The organism is Bradyrhizobium sp. AUGA SZCCT0182 (assembly GCF_018130185.1).
Classification (GTDB): Bacteria; Pseudomonadota; Alphaproteobacteria; order Rhizobiales; family Xanthobacteraceae; genus Bradyrhizobium.
Genome location: NZ_JAFCLY010000005.1, coordinates 1 through 15,636, shown reverse-complemented (window position 1 = coordinate 15,636; position 15,636 = coordinate 1). Strand labels below are relative to the sequence as shown.

General features: G+C 61.5%; 16 protein-coding genes. 4 read left to right on the top strand and 12 right to left on the bottom strand.

What is annotated here, in order from left to right; all coding sequences use genetic code 11:
* Positions 1–6: 6 nt before the first annotated feature.
* The 4 genes from JQ611_RS07455 to JQ611_RS07440 all read right to left on the bottom strand — a co-directional run bounded on the left by JQ611_RS07455 (position 7) and on the right by JQ611_RS07440 (position 3,877).
* Entirely contained in the window at positions 7–813 is an 807-nt protein-coding gene (locus JQ611_RS07455; protein WP_212268154.1) for an ABC transporter permease, read from the bottom strand.
* Complete coding sequence (locus JQ611_RS07450) at positions 810–1,691, bottom strand: ABC transporter permease (RefSeq protein ID WP_212268156.1); 882 nt, start codon at positions 1,689–1,691, stop codon at positions 810–812. Before JQ611_RS07450 ends, JQ611_RS07455 begins: the two co-directional genes overlap by 4 nt.
* Positions 1,688–2,731 (bottom strand): ABC transporter ATP-binding protein, encoded by a 1,044-nt coding sequence (locus JQ611_RS07445; RefSeq protein WP_212268158.1) that lies wholly within the window; start codon positions 2,729–2,731, stop codon positions 1,688–1,690. The genes JQ611_RS07450 and JQ611_RS07445 overlap by 4 nt, the downstream gene beginning before the upstream one ends.
* Before the next feature lie 111 nt (positions 2,732–2,842).
* Positions 2,843–3,877 (bottom strand): ABC transporter substrate-binding protein, encoded by a 1,035-nt coding sequence (locus JQ611_RS07440; RefSeq protein WP_192734967.1) that lies wholly within the window; start codon positions 3,875–3,877, stop codon positions 2,843–2,845.
* Positions 3,878–4,130: 253 nt separating this feature from the next.
* Between JQ611_RS07440 and JQ611_RS07435 the strand changes: the two genes are divergently transcribed.
* Positions 4,131–5,042 carry a LysR substrate-binding domain-containing protein gene (locus JQ611_RS07435; RefSeq protein WP_212268160.1) on the top strand — a complete coding sequence of 304 codons (912 nt, stop codon included), beginning with the start codon at positions 4,131–4,133 and terminating at the stop codon, positions 5,040–5,042.
* Positions 5,043–5,049: 7 nt separating this feature from the next.
* Here JQ611_RS07435 and JQ611_RS07430 read toward each other — a convergent pair whose 3' ends face one another.
* Positions 5,050–6,582: a porin gene (locus JQ611_RS07430; RefSeq protein WP_212268162.1), complete on the bottom strand. Its 1,533-nt coding sequence runs from the start codon at positions 6,580–6,582 to the stop codon at positions 5,050–5,052.
* 179 nt (positions 6,583–6,761) lie between these two features.
* Here JQ611_RS07430 and JQ611_RS07425 point away from each other — a divergent pair, with 179 nt between their 5' ends.
* Both JQ611_RS07425 and JQ611_RS07420 read left to right on the top strand, forming a co-directional pair.
* Positions 6,762–7,016, top strand: a complete 255-nt coding sequence (locus JQ611_RS07425; protein ID WP_212268164.1) for a hypothetical protein — start codon at positions 6,762–6,764, stop codon at positions 7,014–7,016.
* Between the two features lie 202 nt (positions 7,017–7,218).
* Positions 7,219–7,530, top strand: a complete 312-nt coding sequence (locus JQ611_RS07420; protein WP_212268166.1) for a hypothetical protein — start codon at positions 7,219–7,221, stop codon at positions 7,528–7,530.
* A gap of 166 nt (positions 7,531–7,696) precedes the next feature.
* Here the strand turns inward: JQ611_RS07420 and JQ611_RS07415 are convergent, their stop codons facing one another.
* The 7 genes from JQ611_RS07415 to JQ611_RS07385 all read right to left on the bottom strand — a co-directional run bounded on the left by JQ611_RS07415 (position 7,697) and on the right by JQ611_RS07385 (position 14,889).
* Entirely contained in the window at positions 7,697–9,010 is a 1,314-nt protein-coding gene (locus tag JQ611_RS07415; RefSeq protein WP_249133011.1) for a TRAP transporter large permease subunit, read from the bottom strand.
* A complete protein-coding gene (locus tag JQ611_RS07410) occupies positions 9,007–9,534 on the bottom strand; it encodes a TRAP transporter small permease (protein ID WP_212268168.1) in 528 nt (175 codons plus the stop codon). The genes JQ611_RS07415 and JQ611_RS07410 overlap by 4 nt, the downstream gene beginning before the upstream one ends.
* Before the next feature lie 36 nt (positions 9,535–9,570).
* Entirely contained in the window at positions 9,571–10,536 is a 966-nt protein-coding gene (gene dctP / locus JQ611_RS07405; protein ID WP_212465053.1) for a TRAP transporter substrate-binding protein DctP, read from the bottom strand.
* 34 nt (positions 10,537–10,570) lie between these two features.
* On the bottom strand, positions 10,571–11,602 hold the full coding sequence (locus JQ611_RS07400) for an L-idonate 5-dehydrogenase (protein WP_212268172.1): 1,032 nt from the start codon (positions 11,600–11,602) through the stop codon (positions 10,571–10,573).
* 24 nt (positions 11,603–11,626) lie between these two features.
* On the bottom strand, positions 11,627–12,394 hold the full coding sequence (locus JQ611_RS07395; protein WP_212268174.1) for an SDR family oxidoreductase: 768 nt from the start codon (positions 12,392–12,394) through the stop codon (positions 11,627–11,629).
* A 205-nt stretch (positions 12,395–12,599) separates the two neighbouring features.
* Positions 12,600–13,268 carry a glutathione S-transferase family protein gene (locus tag JQ611_RS07390; RefSeq protein WP_212465052.1) on the bottom strand — a complete coding sequence of 223 codons (669 nt, stop codon included), beginning with the start codon at positions 13,266–13,268 and terminating at the stop codon, positions 12,600–12,602.
* A gap of 232 nt (positions 13,269–13,500) precedes the next feature.
* Positions 13,501–14,889: a hypothetical protein gene (locus JQ611_RS07385; RefSeq protein WP_212465051.1), complete on the bottom strand. Its 1,389-nt coding sequence runs from the start codon at positions 14,887–14,889 to the stop codon at positions 13,501–13,503.
* A 325-nt stretch (positions 14,890–15,214) separates the two neighbouring features.
* On the opposite strand from JQ611_RS07385, the gene JQ611_RS07380 reads away from it, so the two are divergent.
* Positions 15,215–15,636, top strand: a 422-nt coding sequence (locus JQ611_RS07380) for an AMP-binding protein (RefSeq protein WP_312011875.1), incomplete at its 3' end; no start/stop codon positions are given.

Below are 15,636 nucleotides of genomic sequence, written 5' to 3'. Positions count from 1 at the left end.
GTTCTCCTAGCGCCCCGGGTCGTTCTTGCCGGCCAGCACGCGGTCGAGCCCGTAGAAGCGGTCGAGCAGGATCAGGGCGGTCATGGTGATCGCGATCACGCTGGCCGAGACTGACGTCACCAGCGGATCGATGTTGTCCTGGATGTAAAGGAACATGCGAACCGGCAGCGTCTCGGTGCCGGGTGTGGCCAGGAAGACGGTCATGGTCAGATCGTCAAAGGACTGAATAAAGGCGAGCGCCCAGCCGCTGATGACGCCCGGCAGGATCAGCGGCAACGTCACGCGGCGGAACAGCGTCCAGTCGCCGGCGCCGAGCGAGACCGCGGCCATCTCGATCGAGCGATCCATGCCGGTCGCCGCGGCCAGCGTCAGCCGCAATGCGAACGGAAACACCACCACCACATGCGCGACCAGCAATCCTGCGAAACTGCCGCCAATGCCGATCGCCGTGAAGAAGCGCAGGAAGGCGATGCCGAGCACGACATGCGGGATCATCAGCGGCGACAGGAACAACGCTGCGAGCGTGTCGCGGCCACGAAAACTGTAACGCGCGATGGCAAGCGCCGCCGGCACCGCGAACAGCACCGCCACCAGCGAGGACAGCGCACCCAACCCGAGGCTCACCCAGAACGCATGGACGAACTCGGGATAGTTCGCGATCGCCCTGAACCAGCGCAGCGAGAAACTGGTGGTCGGCAGCGACAAATAGCCCTCGGGCGTGAAAGCGACGAGGCAGACCACCAGGATCGGCGCCAGCATGACGACAACGAAGATCGTATGGAAGATCAGCGCGAGCGGGCCGTTGGTCCTCATCGGAACACCTCGGCATAGCGCCGCTCGATCAGCGCGTTGCTGCCGACGACGATCAGCACCAGCGCCACCAGCAGCAGCACCGCCACCGCCGCACCGAGCGGCCAGTTCAGCGTGTTGAGAAACTCGTCATAGGCCAGCGTCGCCGCGACCTTGAGCCGGCGGCCACCGATGATGGCGGGCGTCGCGAAAGCGCTGGCCGACAGCGAGAACACGATGATCGCGCCCGACAGCACGCCCGGCATGATCTGCGGCAGCACGATGCGGCGGATGATCGTGAACGGGCCGGCGCCGAGCGACAGAGCGGCGTTCTCGATCTGCGGGTCGACGCGCTGCAGCGCGGCCCAGACCGACAGCACCATGAACGGCATCATCACATGCGCGAGTGCGATCACGATGCCGGTCTCGGTGAACATGAAGGGCAGCGGCGATCCGATCAGCCCGAGCGACATCAGGAGCTTGTTGACCAGGCCGTTATTGCCGCCGAACAGCAGCGCCCAGCCCAGCGTGCGCGCCACCACGGAGATCAGCAACGGGCCAAGGATCACGAGCAGGAAGAAGCTCTTCCAGCGTCCACTCATGCGGTTGAGGATGTAGGCCTCCGGCGCGCCGAGCACGGCGGTGATCAGCGTCGTCAGCAGCGCGATGCGGAACGTCCGCCAGAACATCTCGGCAAAATAAGGATCGGTCGCGACCTCGTGCCAGTTCTTCAGGATGAAGACCGGCTCGATGCCCTTGTACTGGCCCCAGTCGTGGAACGAGAGCATCACCGTCATGGCGAGCGGAATCACCAGAACGCCGACGAACAGCATCAGCGCGGGCGCGGTCAGCAGCCACGCCGTGCGCGCATCGCGCCCGTCCGTCGCAGGTTTCGCGCTCATGCGGCGCCTCCGGCGCGGCGCAGGCTCATGTCCTCCGGCCGCCAGGCGAGCCGGACGGCCTCGCCCTCCACGGGCTGTGGCTGGCCGTCGTTCTGGCGGATCACGATCACCGAGCCGCATTCGCTCTCGCACTGGAACAGCCAGTGATTGCCCTGGAAGATGCGGGTGACGATCTTCGCCGCGAGCCCGGCGTCGCCGAAGCCGATCCTTTCGGGGCGGATGCTGACCGTCACCGGACCCGCAAGGCCGGCCGGCGCCGGCGCGCTCCAGGAGCCCGCGATCAGCTGTCCCGGCGTGGCGGTCCGGTCGATGGTCGCGGCGAAATCATTGGTCTTGCCGAGGAACTGGGACACGAAGGCGGAAGCCGGCCGCTCATAGGTTTCCTGCGGCGTTCCGATCTGCTCGATGCGGCCCTGGCTCATCACCACAATCCGGTCGGACAGCGACATCGCCTCGTTCTGGTCGTGGGTGACGAGAATCGTGGTGGTGCCGAGATTTCGCTGGATCTGGCGCAGCTCGATCTGCATCTCCTCGCGCAGCTTGGCGTCGAGGTTCGACAGCGGCTCGTCGAGCAGCAGCACGCTCGGCCGGATCACGAGCGCGCGGGCAAGCGCGACGCGTTGCTGCTGACCGCCGGACATCCGGCGCGGATAACGCTCCTCGTAGCCGGCGAGCCCGACCATGGCCAGCGTGGCGCGGACGCGCTCGCTGCACTCGGACCGCGGCACGCGCCGCATCTCGAGGCCAAAGGCGACGTTCTCGGCCGCCGTCATATGCGGGAACAGCGCATAACTCTGAAATACGATGCCGAGCCCGCGCTTCGCCGGCTGCACCACGGTCAGGTCGTGTCCCTCGAGCCGAATCGCGCCGCGCGTGGGATCGAGGAAGCCCGCGATCATCTGCAGTGTCGTGGTCTTGCCACAGCCCGACGGACCGAGGAAGGAGACGAACTCGCCCTTGCCGACGGTCAGACTGAAGTCATCGACCACAGTCTGCGCGCCGAACTGTTTTGCGACACGGTCGAGCTCAAGAAAGGACATGGATGCTTCCGGGTGCTGCTGTGGCAAAGCGCGACGATGGGCCTGCGGCGTCGCGCGGAGCCATCGCCGAAATCGTGTCCGCCGGCGCCGAGCTGTGGCTCAGCTCTTGGCTCAGCGCTCGACCTCGCGATTCCAGCGCTTGGTCCATTCCTCGCGCTTGTCGTTGATGACGGTCCAGTCGGGCGTATAGAGTTTTGCGGCGCGCTCGCCGATCGGCGCCATCTTGCCGAGCTCCGGCGGGACCACGACCGACTTCAATACCGGGCCGTAGCCGTAGTCCTTCAGCAGCACGAGCTGTATTTTCGGCTCGAGCAGCGTCTTGACGAATGCCGAGGCAAGCGGCGATGCGTTTGGCTTGGTGATCGGACAGGCGGTCGTCAGCAGCGTGGCCGCACCTTCCTTCGGATAGACGAAGTCGACGGGGAAGCCGGTGTTGGCGAAGCTCTGGACCCGGGCCGTACCCCACACGGCCAACACGGCCTGGCCGGACTGGAACAGCTCGGTCATCTTGCCCGGCGAAGGCTCATAGGCCAGCACGTTGGGATTGACGTCGGCCTTGATGATCTTGAAGCCCGCGTCGACGTTGGCCTCGCTGCCACCGTTCATCCGGGCGAGCATCAGCAATGTGTGCAGACCATAGGTGTTGTTGATGGGCGGAATGACCAGTTGCTTCTGATATTTTGGATCCTTGAGATCGTTCCAGGAGGTCGGCGGTGCCCAGCCTTTCTCAGCGAAGATCTTGGTGTTGTACATCAGGCCGGTTGCGACCAGACCAATGCCAACCGCGCGGTCGTCCTTGAAGCGTGCGGCCTCGTAGATATCAGCGGGAAGGCCTTCGAGCTTGCCGCAGAAGCCGAGCTGGATGGCCTGGTACATCGGACCGTCATCGACGATCGCCACATCGATCTGCTGATTGCCCTTCTGCGCCTGCAGCTTGGCGAGCGTGTCGGTCGAGTTGCCGGCGACATATTCGACCTTGACGCCGTTCGCCTTTTCGAAGGCCGGGATGACCTCGTCGCGGATCGTCTTCTCAAACGAGCCGCCGTAACCGGCGACATAGAGCGTCTTCTGCTGCGCCAAACCCGCCGACGGGGCTAAGGCGATCGCGGCAATGCTGACGGCTCCGACAAGGGCGAGATGCTTCATATCGATCGATCTCCGTATCCGTTTGCTAGGTGACACCCGGAGCGCATCCTTGTTCTGACCGGCTCTCGGTATCGCGGTACGACGCAACGTCGGATCCGCGTGGAAATTTGGCCTTCACCGGTCCGCTCCCGACCGGCGTCGCCCAAAAAATCAGCTACCTCCACCCTTGATGAAAAAGATCGCAATCCACGCTTTCGTCGTCCAATTAATAATGGCACCCTCTTCATGCCGGAATATTATGGATGGAATGAAGATGGCGCGGATCAATTCGCGGCAGGTCGAGGCCTTCCGCGCGATGATGCTGACAGGCAGCGTGACGGAAGCGGCAAAGCTGATGGCTGTGACGCAGCCGGCCGTCAGCCGGTTGCTGCGCGACTTCCAGGCGCTGCTGAAAATGGAGCTGTTCGACAAGCGCGGCACCGGACTGGTGCCGAGGGCTGCCGCGACGGCGCTCTACATGGAGGTCGAACGGTCCTTCGTCGGTCTGGAGCGGATCGCGGCGGCAGCCGAGGAAATCCGCAGCCGCCGGACCGGCACGCTGCGGATCGCGGCCCTGCCGGCGCTGTCCAACGGCTATCTGCCGAGGCTCTCCGGGCGATTCCTGATGGAGCGGCCAAACCTCAATCTGTCGTTCTTCGGCGTGATCTCACCGATTGTGGTCGACTGGGTGCTGAACAACCAATGTGACATCGGTTTCGCCGAAGTGCCGATCGCCCATGCAGGCCTGTCGAGCGTGCGGTTGCCTGCGCCGGCCCGCGTCGCGGTTCTGCCAGCCGGACACCGGCTCGCGGCCAAGGCGACGCTGCAGCCGCGCGATTTCGAAGGCGAGACCTTCGTGTCCCTGACGGCGGGATCGACCGGCCGACATCTGATCGACCAGGCCTTCAATCGCGACGATGTCCGCCGGGTTCTTCGGGTCGAGACCAGCCTGTCCGAGATCATGTGCGGGCTGGTGTCATCCGGGCTCGGGGTTGCGATCTGCGATCCCTTTACGGCACAGGAGTTCGAGAGCCGCGGCGTCGTGGCGCGCCCTTTCCTGCCGCGGATCGATTTCGAATTCGCTGCGGTGTTTCCGCCGCAGCGCAGTCCCTCGCCAGTGGCTTTGGACCTAGTGGAAGCCATGCGGCAGTCGCTCAGCGAGATGAGCAACCCGCCGCAAGCGTAGGCCCGTCTTACCAGTTACGCTGCGCGCGGAAGGCGAGTGACAATGTGCCCTGGTCCTTGAGTTCGTACAGGGCTGCCGGCTTGACACTGACGGCCGGCAAGGCGGCGACGCCGGAATATTGCTGATCTACCAGTGTGTACATCAGCTCACTCGTGAAAGTGAGGTTCTTCACCGGGGACCAGCGCGTGTTCGCACCGATCTGCGCGACGTTGAAGTTCGGGTTGCAGGTCGAGCCGGGCGTCAGGAAGGTGGCGACGGTGGCGCAGATATAACCTCTTGCCGTGGCATTGTAGCTGACCGACGTGTAGGAGCCGAAGAGCGCTGAATTCCACTGGCTGTTCCAGTTGTGCGTGTAGCCAGTACGAAAGCCCCACAGCTTGGTCGTCTCGATCCCATTGCCGGTCGTGAAAATGCCGTCAGAAACGCCCCCAATACTCAGCCCTTGGTAAACGCCAGCCAGGCCGCTGCTGCCATACATGGCGACGGTGGGCGCGACCAGACTCTGCCAGACGTAACGGCTGGCACCGTCCGAATAGCCAAATGAAATATCGATGTCGTCGCCCGGGCCGGTCGGCAGGTTCTTGATCGTCATGGCCAGTTGACCAGCCCAGCCCCACTTGTCGCTGGGATGACCTGAAGTTTCTGTCCCGCCGTAATAGGCCGCGTGGATGTTGTGCGCGGCTACCGAGGCCTGGAACATGCCCCAAGCCTGGTCGACGCGAAGCATGCCGACGATGTCCGGAGACCGCGTGCCGCCGAAGGCATTGGCGCCATACACGCCGCCCGCGAAGTTGGCCGCGGTGAGGGTGGACGCGTTCCACAAATTGGTCTGGTAGTAGGTGACTTGATCCTGCAACGAGATCGCACCGGTGATGCCCTGACCAAAATCCGCCGTATAGGAGAACTGGTTCACGCCTGTCGTGTCGGAGTGGCCGCCGAGCAGCGCGTCAGTGATGTTGGCGGGATAGCCGGCGAATGGTGTGTCGAACTGGGATATTGCCCTGCCGATCGTGAAGCCGGCGAACTGGATGAACGCGAGGTTGAGGGCGAACGAACCACCGGATAGACCGCCGTCAGAGGGGTTACCAACACCACCAAAGCCACCAGCCTGGGCGGCCGCAGAGTAAACGGTGCCGCCAGCGCCGGTGGAGGCATAGGTACCCGAGGTCCAGGAGAAATTCGCATCGAAGTATGTACGGAGCACACCATATTCGGTCGCGGTACGCGTATCGATGTTGAGGTTTTCGCGGGCGCGCGCGAAATAGTAGTTGCTCAGCCGGCTTTTTTGACCCGCGGCGCCACTCCAGGCCGGGGTGCCCTGAATGCCACCGCCGTTGAAGGTGACATCGGCGCGCAGGTATCCGCCGAGCTTGAAGCAGGTGTCGGTACCCGGGATGAAGTAGAAGCCATTTCCATAGAGGGAGCATATCCTGACATATTCGACCGCCTTGGCCTTGACTGGAAGATCCGCGGCCTGGGCTCCGCCCGTGGCGACGAGACATGCTACCGAGGCAAGCACTGCGCTGTTGATTGACTTCATGGTCCGCTTCCTGCTGTTTCGGAGGGACCTCGTTCAGGCCTCGCTCCGAAACGATTCGATTATCTTAGGTCACAGATTTAGGTAACGATCCAAGCACCAGACAGTCAGCACATGTGTCTTCAGACTTCTTTCCTGGAGAGTGTTACGCGAAAGGCACAGGGACCGGCTTCCCTCATAAAATGGAAGCACTGCTCTGCGTCGTTTGCAGTGCTGCGCGCCTTGCGCTGGCGATGATCGCGGAAGCCGAGCGGGCGCTGCTGGAGGCACAGATTGCAACGATGCCGGCCGCTGCTGAGACGGCCATCGAAAAAGATCAGGCAGTCGACACTACCGCTCATCGCGATGAGTGGTTGTCGTCACCGGGACTTCAGCAACCGGGATCGTTTTGGCACCTCAGGCCCTGGAAATGCTCAGGGCAACGCCACTGTTCGTAGAAGGAAAAAGCCCCAGCTCGGAGGCTTGCGAGCTGAGGCCAAGGCTTGCTGGACCAGATGCGCTGAAAGCCCAGCGGCGTGAGCATAGGCTCCCATCGCGCCCTCATCTATCATCCGTTTGATTTACCTCGGATTTTCCAAACACAAGGGATTGGAACAGAGTAAGGTTCCATACCCTGTTCTCGCGCGGGAGTTATTCCGCATGCCTCGCTCCCCGTCCATCGTGCCGCATCGCGGCGATCACGACATCTATCTGGTGCTAAACGATTTTGGCAGGCTCGGACGCGCCTGGTGCGAGGCAGACGAGGAAGGCACCGACCGCGAGGCGCTGATCCGCCGTCTTCTGGAAGACCAGTTTAGCCATCCGGTGCGGATCGTCGCCTTCAATACGGCCGAGGGCTGGTCGCGCGACGTCACGGTGGATATTGCCGACGAGTTGCGTCGGCGCTTTCCTGAATTCGATGAGGTGCCGCACTCGGTGCAGGAGTTCTTGGAAACCGCTGTCCGGCGCTGAGCTGTAGCGGGACCATTGTCGTCCTCAACACTCACACCGCCGAGATCGAGGGAGCTCAGTAATCCTTCTTGAGTACCCAATCCGTCATGTCGCGTTTCGCTTAAACCGGGAGCCTGGCTATGCGACCAAAACGATCCCTTGCCGGCATCGTGCCAGGTCTCATGCGCTACAACGCCTTCGTCATCCAGGTCGCCACTCCAGGCACCAGATAGACCAGCGCGAGAACTGCAATGCTGATGACGAGGTATGGAACGACCGCCTGGAAGATATGCCCCATCGATACTTGAGGCGGCGTCACCCCCTTCATCGTCATCAGCAACAGGCCGTGGGGCGGCAGCAGCATTCCAAGTTGCATGCAGATCAGGAACAGCACCCCAAACCACACCGGGTCGATCGCAAGTGAGTTCACCAGAGGCATGAAGATGGGAAGCGTGATCAGCATCATGCTGACCTGATCGATGAAGACGCCGAGCGCGATCAGGATCAACAACATGACGATGACCAGGGCGTTGGCCGAAAGCCCGCTTTGCGTGATGATGTTGACGATTCCATTCGTGGCGCCGGAAAACGACAATATTTGAGAAAAGGTCGTTGCTCCGATGATGATGAAGAGAATCATCCCGGAAATAAGCACCGTGCCATGCAGGGATTGCCACAGAACTTTCGGCGTCAACGCTCGGTAGACGCCCGCGAGGACGATCGTCGCGAAAGCGCCGATCGCAGCAGACTCTGTCGGCGTTGCCCAGCCGGCCACCATCGCACCGACCACGAGCCCGAAGATCGAAACCAGCGGCACCACGTAAAGTACGAGGGGACTGAACCTCGCCCATCCGCTGTATTCCTTGAAATCGCTATCGGGCGCCAATTCCGGCTTGGATAGCGTGCGCAGGATAATCCACCCCACGAAGAGAACCGAAAGAATGATGCCCGGCATAACTCCCCCGATGAGGAGTTTGGAGATCGAAATGCCGGAGAGACTCCCCAACAGAACGGCAAGGGCGCTCGGCGGAATCAGCATATCGACCGCGCCAATCGCCATGATGGGGCCCGTTGCCATCGTGGGATGATAGCCCCTCGACAGCATGATCGGCACCATCAGGCTGCCGAGCATCGCCGTCGTTGCGATTGTCGATCCCGAAATCGCGCTGAACACGGTTCCGGCCACGACCGCGACCACCGCAAGTCTGCCCGGGACGTGCTTGATGACCCTCTCAATTCCGTCGATGACCTTGACCGCCAAACCGGTGTGAAAAAGGACTTCACCCATCAGGACAAAAAGCGGAATCGGCGTCAGGGAGAACGTGGTGATCGAGGAGACCGAGCTGCGCACGAGTTGGGACAGGCCGGCTTCACCGGCCATAAAAAGGTAAGCTCCAATCAGATTGATGAGGAGAAACGCAAAGCCGACCGGCAATCCGGCGAACATCAGAACGGTTGATCCACCAAGCAGCAACCAGGCTGCAGCTTCCCAACTCATCATGACACCGACACCTGCTCGTTGCGCGGCTGCCGCGGCCCGTCAATGAGGCTTCGCAGCCGGAAGATTGCCTCGAGCGACAACAGCACGAACACACACGGCAGCGGCAGCAGGCTCCACCACTCCGGATAAACCACCGTTTTAATGAGCATTGCGCTACTGCCCGCGCTTCGCCCGGTAACAACGAAGCCGTACCAGATCATCGTAACGCAACAAGCCAGCATCGCGCAGGCAGCAAACAACTCCATCAGCCAGCCGATCCGCGCCGGCACCATGTGGAGCAAAATATCGATCCGGATATGCCGACCGCTTCGCAACAGATACGGCGCCGACAGCAAGGTCATCAGGTAGATCGCAGACTCGGACAAGTCGCTGGCCAAAGCGAAGCCGCGCGGCATCCCTGGCACGGCCACATTGCGCAAGAACACGTCAACGCAAATGACCAACATCATCCCGAACAGTAACGCACATGCCAGGGATACCAACGCGAGGCAAAGCTTGCCAATCGACCGATCCAGCACATCCATTGACCACACTCTCGACACTGGCGGACGTCGCAAATATCAGCGATTCCCGAACAACGCTTTCAGCTTTTCAGCATGCACCGGGCTCGCCTTGCTCGCAGCCGCCCAAGCGACGCTATAGGCGGTATCGACGAAGACCTTCGCTTTGTCGCCATCCAGCTTGATCGTCTGGATGCCGGCATCCGCCTGCCGCTTTTCCTCATCGACGGCGTACTGCTTCCAGAAGCCGTTGCCGGCCTCCAGCTCCAACGCCATGCCGTTCAGGAAGTCACGCTGCTTCTCGGTAAGGCCCTTCCATTTGTCCAGATTGACGATGATGGAAACCTCCGCATCGTAAAAGCCCGGATCGACGCGAAATTTGGTGTGCTGCTGCCAGTTCAGGTCGAACAACCCGCCGATCGGCCAGCCATAGCCATCAACAACCCCTCGCTCCAGCGCTGTATAGACTTCACCTGGAGCCGTCGTGACGACATTCGCATTGAGCGCCTGAAAAAACTCGCGATAAACCGGCGTGATCCGGATCTTGAGGCCGGTAAGGTCCGCCTTGTCGATCTTCTTGTTGAGATAGAGATGGAACGGCTGGTTCTCGACCATCCGTGCCAGGTACTGCATGTTGGCCTTCTCGTTCCACACCTTGTTGATGTAGTCGAAGGCTCCGTTCCTTCGTTGCTCAGCGACCGGCCTTTCAGCGAGCTTCAACATGTCGGCTTCGGGCATGACATTGGTGTAAAAAGCCCCCGTCGACAGGGCTATGTCGACGACACCCGTCTTCACCGCGTTGCCGACTTCAAATGTGGGAATGGCGCGCGGGCCGCCAATGAAGTTTATCTGCAGGACCCCTTTGCCGCGCTCGTTTACCGATTTCACCCACTTCAAAAGATGGGAAACGTAAAAACTGTTTTCCGGAAAGGCCGTAACGAGACGCAGCGACACTTCCTGCGCCATTGCCGAAGCCTGAAACAGGATCAGGCACGCCACCGCACCCAACAGACGTACGAGCTTCATTTTGTACTCCCCCTATTATCTTTGTCCGGTATCTTCAGAAGCTTAGCTGAACCTTCATGGATCGGCTGCGATCTCCCGCAACCTCGAAGGCGTGTATCGCCTCTTCCAGTCCAAAAACGCCGGTCAGCAGCGGCGCCAGATCCACCCGTTTCTGGTTGATGAGGTCGACGGCGAGTCCGAATTCTTCATGGAAGCGGAAGGTGCCGCGCATTTCGATCTCCTTGGCCACCACCATGTTCTGCGGGATCGAAACGTCGCCGCCGAGGCCGAGCTGAACCAGTATGCCGCGCGGCTTGAGCACCTCCAGCCCCGAGCGGACCGCCCGTTCGTTGCCGGACGCCTCGAACTGGACATCGAAATAGCCCTTGTTGGCCGAATAGGCGCCGAGTTGATCGGGGGCTTCAGCGACATTGATCACCCGGTCGGCGCCGAGCCCGAGCGCTTTCTGGAGAACCGCGGCCATGACGTCGGTCGCAACGATCTCCCGCGCACCGTGCAGACGCGCCGCCACGATCGCCAGGGCGCCGATCGGGCCGCATCCCGTTACCAGCACCCGCTTGCCGAGCAGCGATCCGGCGCGGTTGACCGCATGCAGGACAACGGCGAACGGCTCGGCAAAAGCCGCCTCGTTGATCGAGACGCCGTCGGCGACCTTGTGGCATTGCCAGGCTTCCGCGACGAGGCGCTGGCGAAACGCACCCTGGATATGCGGCATCGGCATCGCGCTGCCGTAGAAGCGCATGTTGAGGCACTGGTTCTGCTGGCCCTTCAGGCAATAGTCGCAGGCGTTGCAGGGCCGGCTCGGCGACACCGCGACGCGGTCGCCGATCGCAAGCCCTGATACCGACGCCCCCAGCGCCCTGATGGTCCCGGCCACTTCGTGACCGAGGATCATCGGCTCGCGCACCCGCACCGTGCCGAAGCCGCCATGGTTGAAATAATGCAGATCCGAGCCGCAGATGCCGCCGGCCTCGACGGCGATCTCGACCTGTCCCGCGCCGGCAGCCTCGGGTTCGCGTTCCTCGACCCGCAGATCGCGGGCGGCATGGATGACGACGGCTTTCATGGTGAAACTCCCGCGGCACGAACCTTACAGACTGGTGGTGATCCCGCCATCGACATAGAGCGTGTGCCCGTTGACAAAGGACGACGCCTTGCCGGACAGGAACACGGCGGCGCCGACCAACTCCTCGACATTGCCCCAGCGTCCGGCAGGGGTTCGCTTTTCGAGCCAGCCCGAGAATTCCGGATTGTCCACCAGCGCCTGGTTGAGCGGGGTCTTGAAGTAACCCGGCGCGAGCGCGTTGATCTGCAGGCCGTATTTGGCCCAGTCGGTGCACATGCCGCGGGTCAGGTTCTTGATCGCCCCCTTGGTTGCGGTGTAGGGCGCAATACCCGGGCGCGCGAGCTCGCTCTGCACCGAGGCGATGTTGATGATCTTGCCCCGGCCGCGCGGGATCATGTGGCGGGCGACGGCCTGGCCGACATAGAACGCGCTCGAAATGTTGGTGGCGAGCAATTGCTCCCACCTCTCGATGGGAAAGTCTTCGAGCGGCGAGCGGAACTGCATGCCGGCGTTATTGATCAGGACATCGATCGGCCCGGTATTCTGCTCGATCGCCCCGACGCCATCCTTGGCGGCTTGCGCGTTCGTGACGTCGAAGCCGGCGACCGATACCTTGTGTCCGGCGGACTTGAGTTTCGCCGCGGCCGCCTCCAGCTTGCCGGCGTCGCGGCCGTTGAGGACGATCTCGGCGCCGTGTTCGGCAAGGCCCTGCGCCAGCGCGAAGCCGATGCCCTGCGACGAGCCGGTAATGAGCGCCCTTTGGCCGGTCAGTTGGAACAGTTCAAATGCCATGTAACGACCCCTGCTGGCGTCGGGGGCAACAGCTCACCGCCCGAGCAGCTCCTTGATACCGCTCAATCCAGGCCGCAGGAAGGGGGCGGAATGGTGTTGCGGGCTGGCTCGAACGCGACGAGCTCGGCTTTGTCGACGACCAAAAGCGCCTGGACCGTATCGCGGCTCATGATGCGCGTTGGCGCCTGGGGTGAACGCCGCTCGGCTATCTCACGGCTGCATCGAGCCACCCCGGCACCGGTCGCCCCTGACTCGACAGGTAACGCGCCAGCGCGGTGACAACCGGCATCACGGCGGGCCGCAAGGTCATGCGGTCGCGCCATGCAAGCAGCCTCGGTGTCTCCTGCCCCAGCACCGCTCCCATGCGTTCGCCGAACAGGGAAGCCATGTAGAACGCAATGTCTGCGTAGGTGTAATCGCCAGCGAGCCATTCGCGATCAGCCAGAAGCGCATCCATCTCCAAGTAATAGCGTGACGCACGGTCACGTGCTGCGACTGCGGCCGGGTCGTCGGCCCTGTCCTGCAGTCCCATTAACTTAACGACGTGCGGGAAGTAAACTTCATCGGACTTCATCTCGAGCAGGCGTGCGGCGGCCCGCGCGGCGGGCTTGCGGGGCCACAGCGGCGGCGCCGGTTGCACGTCCTCCAGGTACTCGACGATCTGTGTCGAGTCGAAAATCTCCACGTCACCGTCGATCAGCACCGGCACCTGCCGCTTCGGATTGACCCGCAGCACCTCGGGATGTTTCGGCTCGTAGCCGCGATCGCGATCGTATGGCACCATGACCAGCTGGAAATCGATTGCCTTCTCGATCAGGGCGATCTGGACCTTGGCACCAAACATGCTAAGCGCTGCGGAATAGAGGATCATCATTTTCAGCTTCTTGTTGTTCTGAGTTTGCGGCCGGTGCGATGAACGCGTGCGCCATGGTCCAATGCATCACAGTTTGATGTCAACGCAAAACCGCAGGATACTGTGAAGTGATCGAAGCCTGGCCGGATACGCGCGACAATCCCGTCGAGCGTCCTTGCGGGCGATTGCCTCTCCCCTGCTTTCGTGAGAAGCCGCCGGCGCCACCGCAGATTGGCACATTTCCATCGCCGATTTACGTTCCCATTTTGAAGGCGTGAGAGCTCTTTTCCCACAAGGATCTGCTCAGCGAATACAGACACGCCGCGTACAGCAAAGCGCCTCCTCCATAGACACACACATAGGCGACGATAAACGTGTCGATGCTCCAATGAAACAGAAACATAAGAGCGCTGATCAGCACCATCCCCGCAAGGGTAATGTTGGCGCGACGGGCGAGCGCCTCAAATTTTCCCGCGCCGACCAGCACAAATGCGCACGTTGTTTGTATCAGCATGAACACGAGCATTGCACAAAGTGCGGTGCGCATGGTCGGCGAGACTATTCCGCTATGGTTCAAAATAGTACCAAATATCCTTTCGCCGAACATGGAGACCGCGACAATGCCCAGGGTCATCGGCAATAAACCCAACAGGAATCCGGCCGCAGTTGCCCTACCCAATCCGGACGCATTTGCGTTATGTAGCGCGCGCGTTTGATGAGGGAGGGCCGTTTCTGCGCCAATCAGGTAGGTCACCATCGCGAAGCGCGACACCTTATGGAACATATCGAACGCGACAATTGCCGATCCATCCCCTGTTGCAGACAGCAAGTAATACGGAAAAATGCTGATCACAAACTCAGCCGATGACGACACGACCGCCGCGCGCGCCTTCCGAAATTTTCGCCTCAGAAAAAGCAAACCCTTGAAAAACACTCCACTCTGCAATGCAAAGCCGTGTGGGCGGGCGAGCCAGACCAGAGCCGCTATCGACGTCACCCATATGAACAAGCTCAGCGCGCCATATGCGACAAACGAAAGGCCAAAAAGCATCGCGATGGTCACCGCCAGGATCGCAACACGTCTCACCAGATCAACGCCCTCCGTCCAAACAAAGCCATCCCTGGCGTTGATGGCCGCGCGAAGCGGCATACGTGGCAACGGACAGACAGCTCCGGCGAAAATCAGGAAGTAGGCGATGCCATGATGTGCGACAGGAACAATGCCGGCAATCAACGCCACACCCAGAATTGTGACGGCGATGGCAGCGATCGCGGTGTAGATCGTCACGGTCGCTCGCACCAGGTCATGGTCACCCTGGTTCGCCTTACGTTTGTGAGCCTCACTCAGGTAGTGAGACCGCAGTTCGGAAAATGTCAGAACGGTAATTCCGAGATCGCATTGCACCACGAGAGCAGCGACCGCCAGCAAGCCCGCAATAAAAGCATACGACTCGAGGCCAACTGTTCGAATCAGCACATACGCGAGGACAAAATTCGATACCGCCATAAGTGCGGCATTGAGCCCCTTCAGCACAAGAAGAGCTGGCCAGCTATGCGTGCCGCGGCCCAGGCCCGCTAGTATTGCACTTCTCAGGCCTCGCTTGCGAATTGCCAGTGGTGGGTGAAACCGGAATAGAGACATAGAATCATCCGCGCCCATCGGAGCCTGGCCGGCCGCACGTGAGCAAACAAGGCGGGCGACCCCTGTTACATGACGAGCAACGCCTGCCTGCGACCATTTTCGTAGGAAAGGCCATGTGCCTTCCAGAGCTCTATCGCGTGCCCGATACGCTGCCAACGGATACAGAACTCCATAGGCAGAATTCACCTACCCATCCGAGGTACTCATCATTGCCAGTTGTCCGGTCAGTGGGGAGGTGGATGTAATCCTTGCCACTGGCGATTGCAGTGGCTTGGTGTAGCGGCGGCACACAGCGGTCACATTCTTGTGGTCACGGGAGGCTTGTGTGACGAATTTGCTCCTGGAGAACGCGAACTCCGCTCGCGCGATCTGGTCCGAGGGAGCCTCGTCCGTCCGCGACGGCGCAGAGCCCGAGGTCCAATGCACGCTGGGCCAAGTCATAGGTCGGACTGCCAGCCGGTTCCCGGACCAGCCTGCGATCGTCTCCACCAAGTTTGCGCCGCTGACGTACTGCGATCTTCAGGGCCAGTTGGACGGCATCCGCCGGCAGCTTCGTTTGGCCGGGTTCGATTGCAAGGCCCGCATCGGGGTACTGATGCCGAACGGCGCGGAGGCGGTTCTCGCCATCGTGGCAGTGGCCTGCTGCAGCATCGCGGTTCCTCTCGATCCGCGACTGTCCGAGGCGGAATTCGATCAACGTCTCGACATGCTGCGCCTGGACGCGCTTCTCGTGCCGCAAGGCAGGGC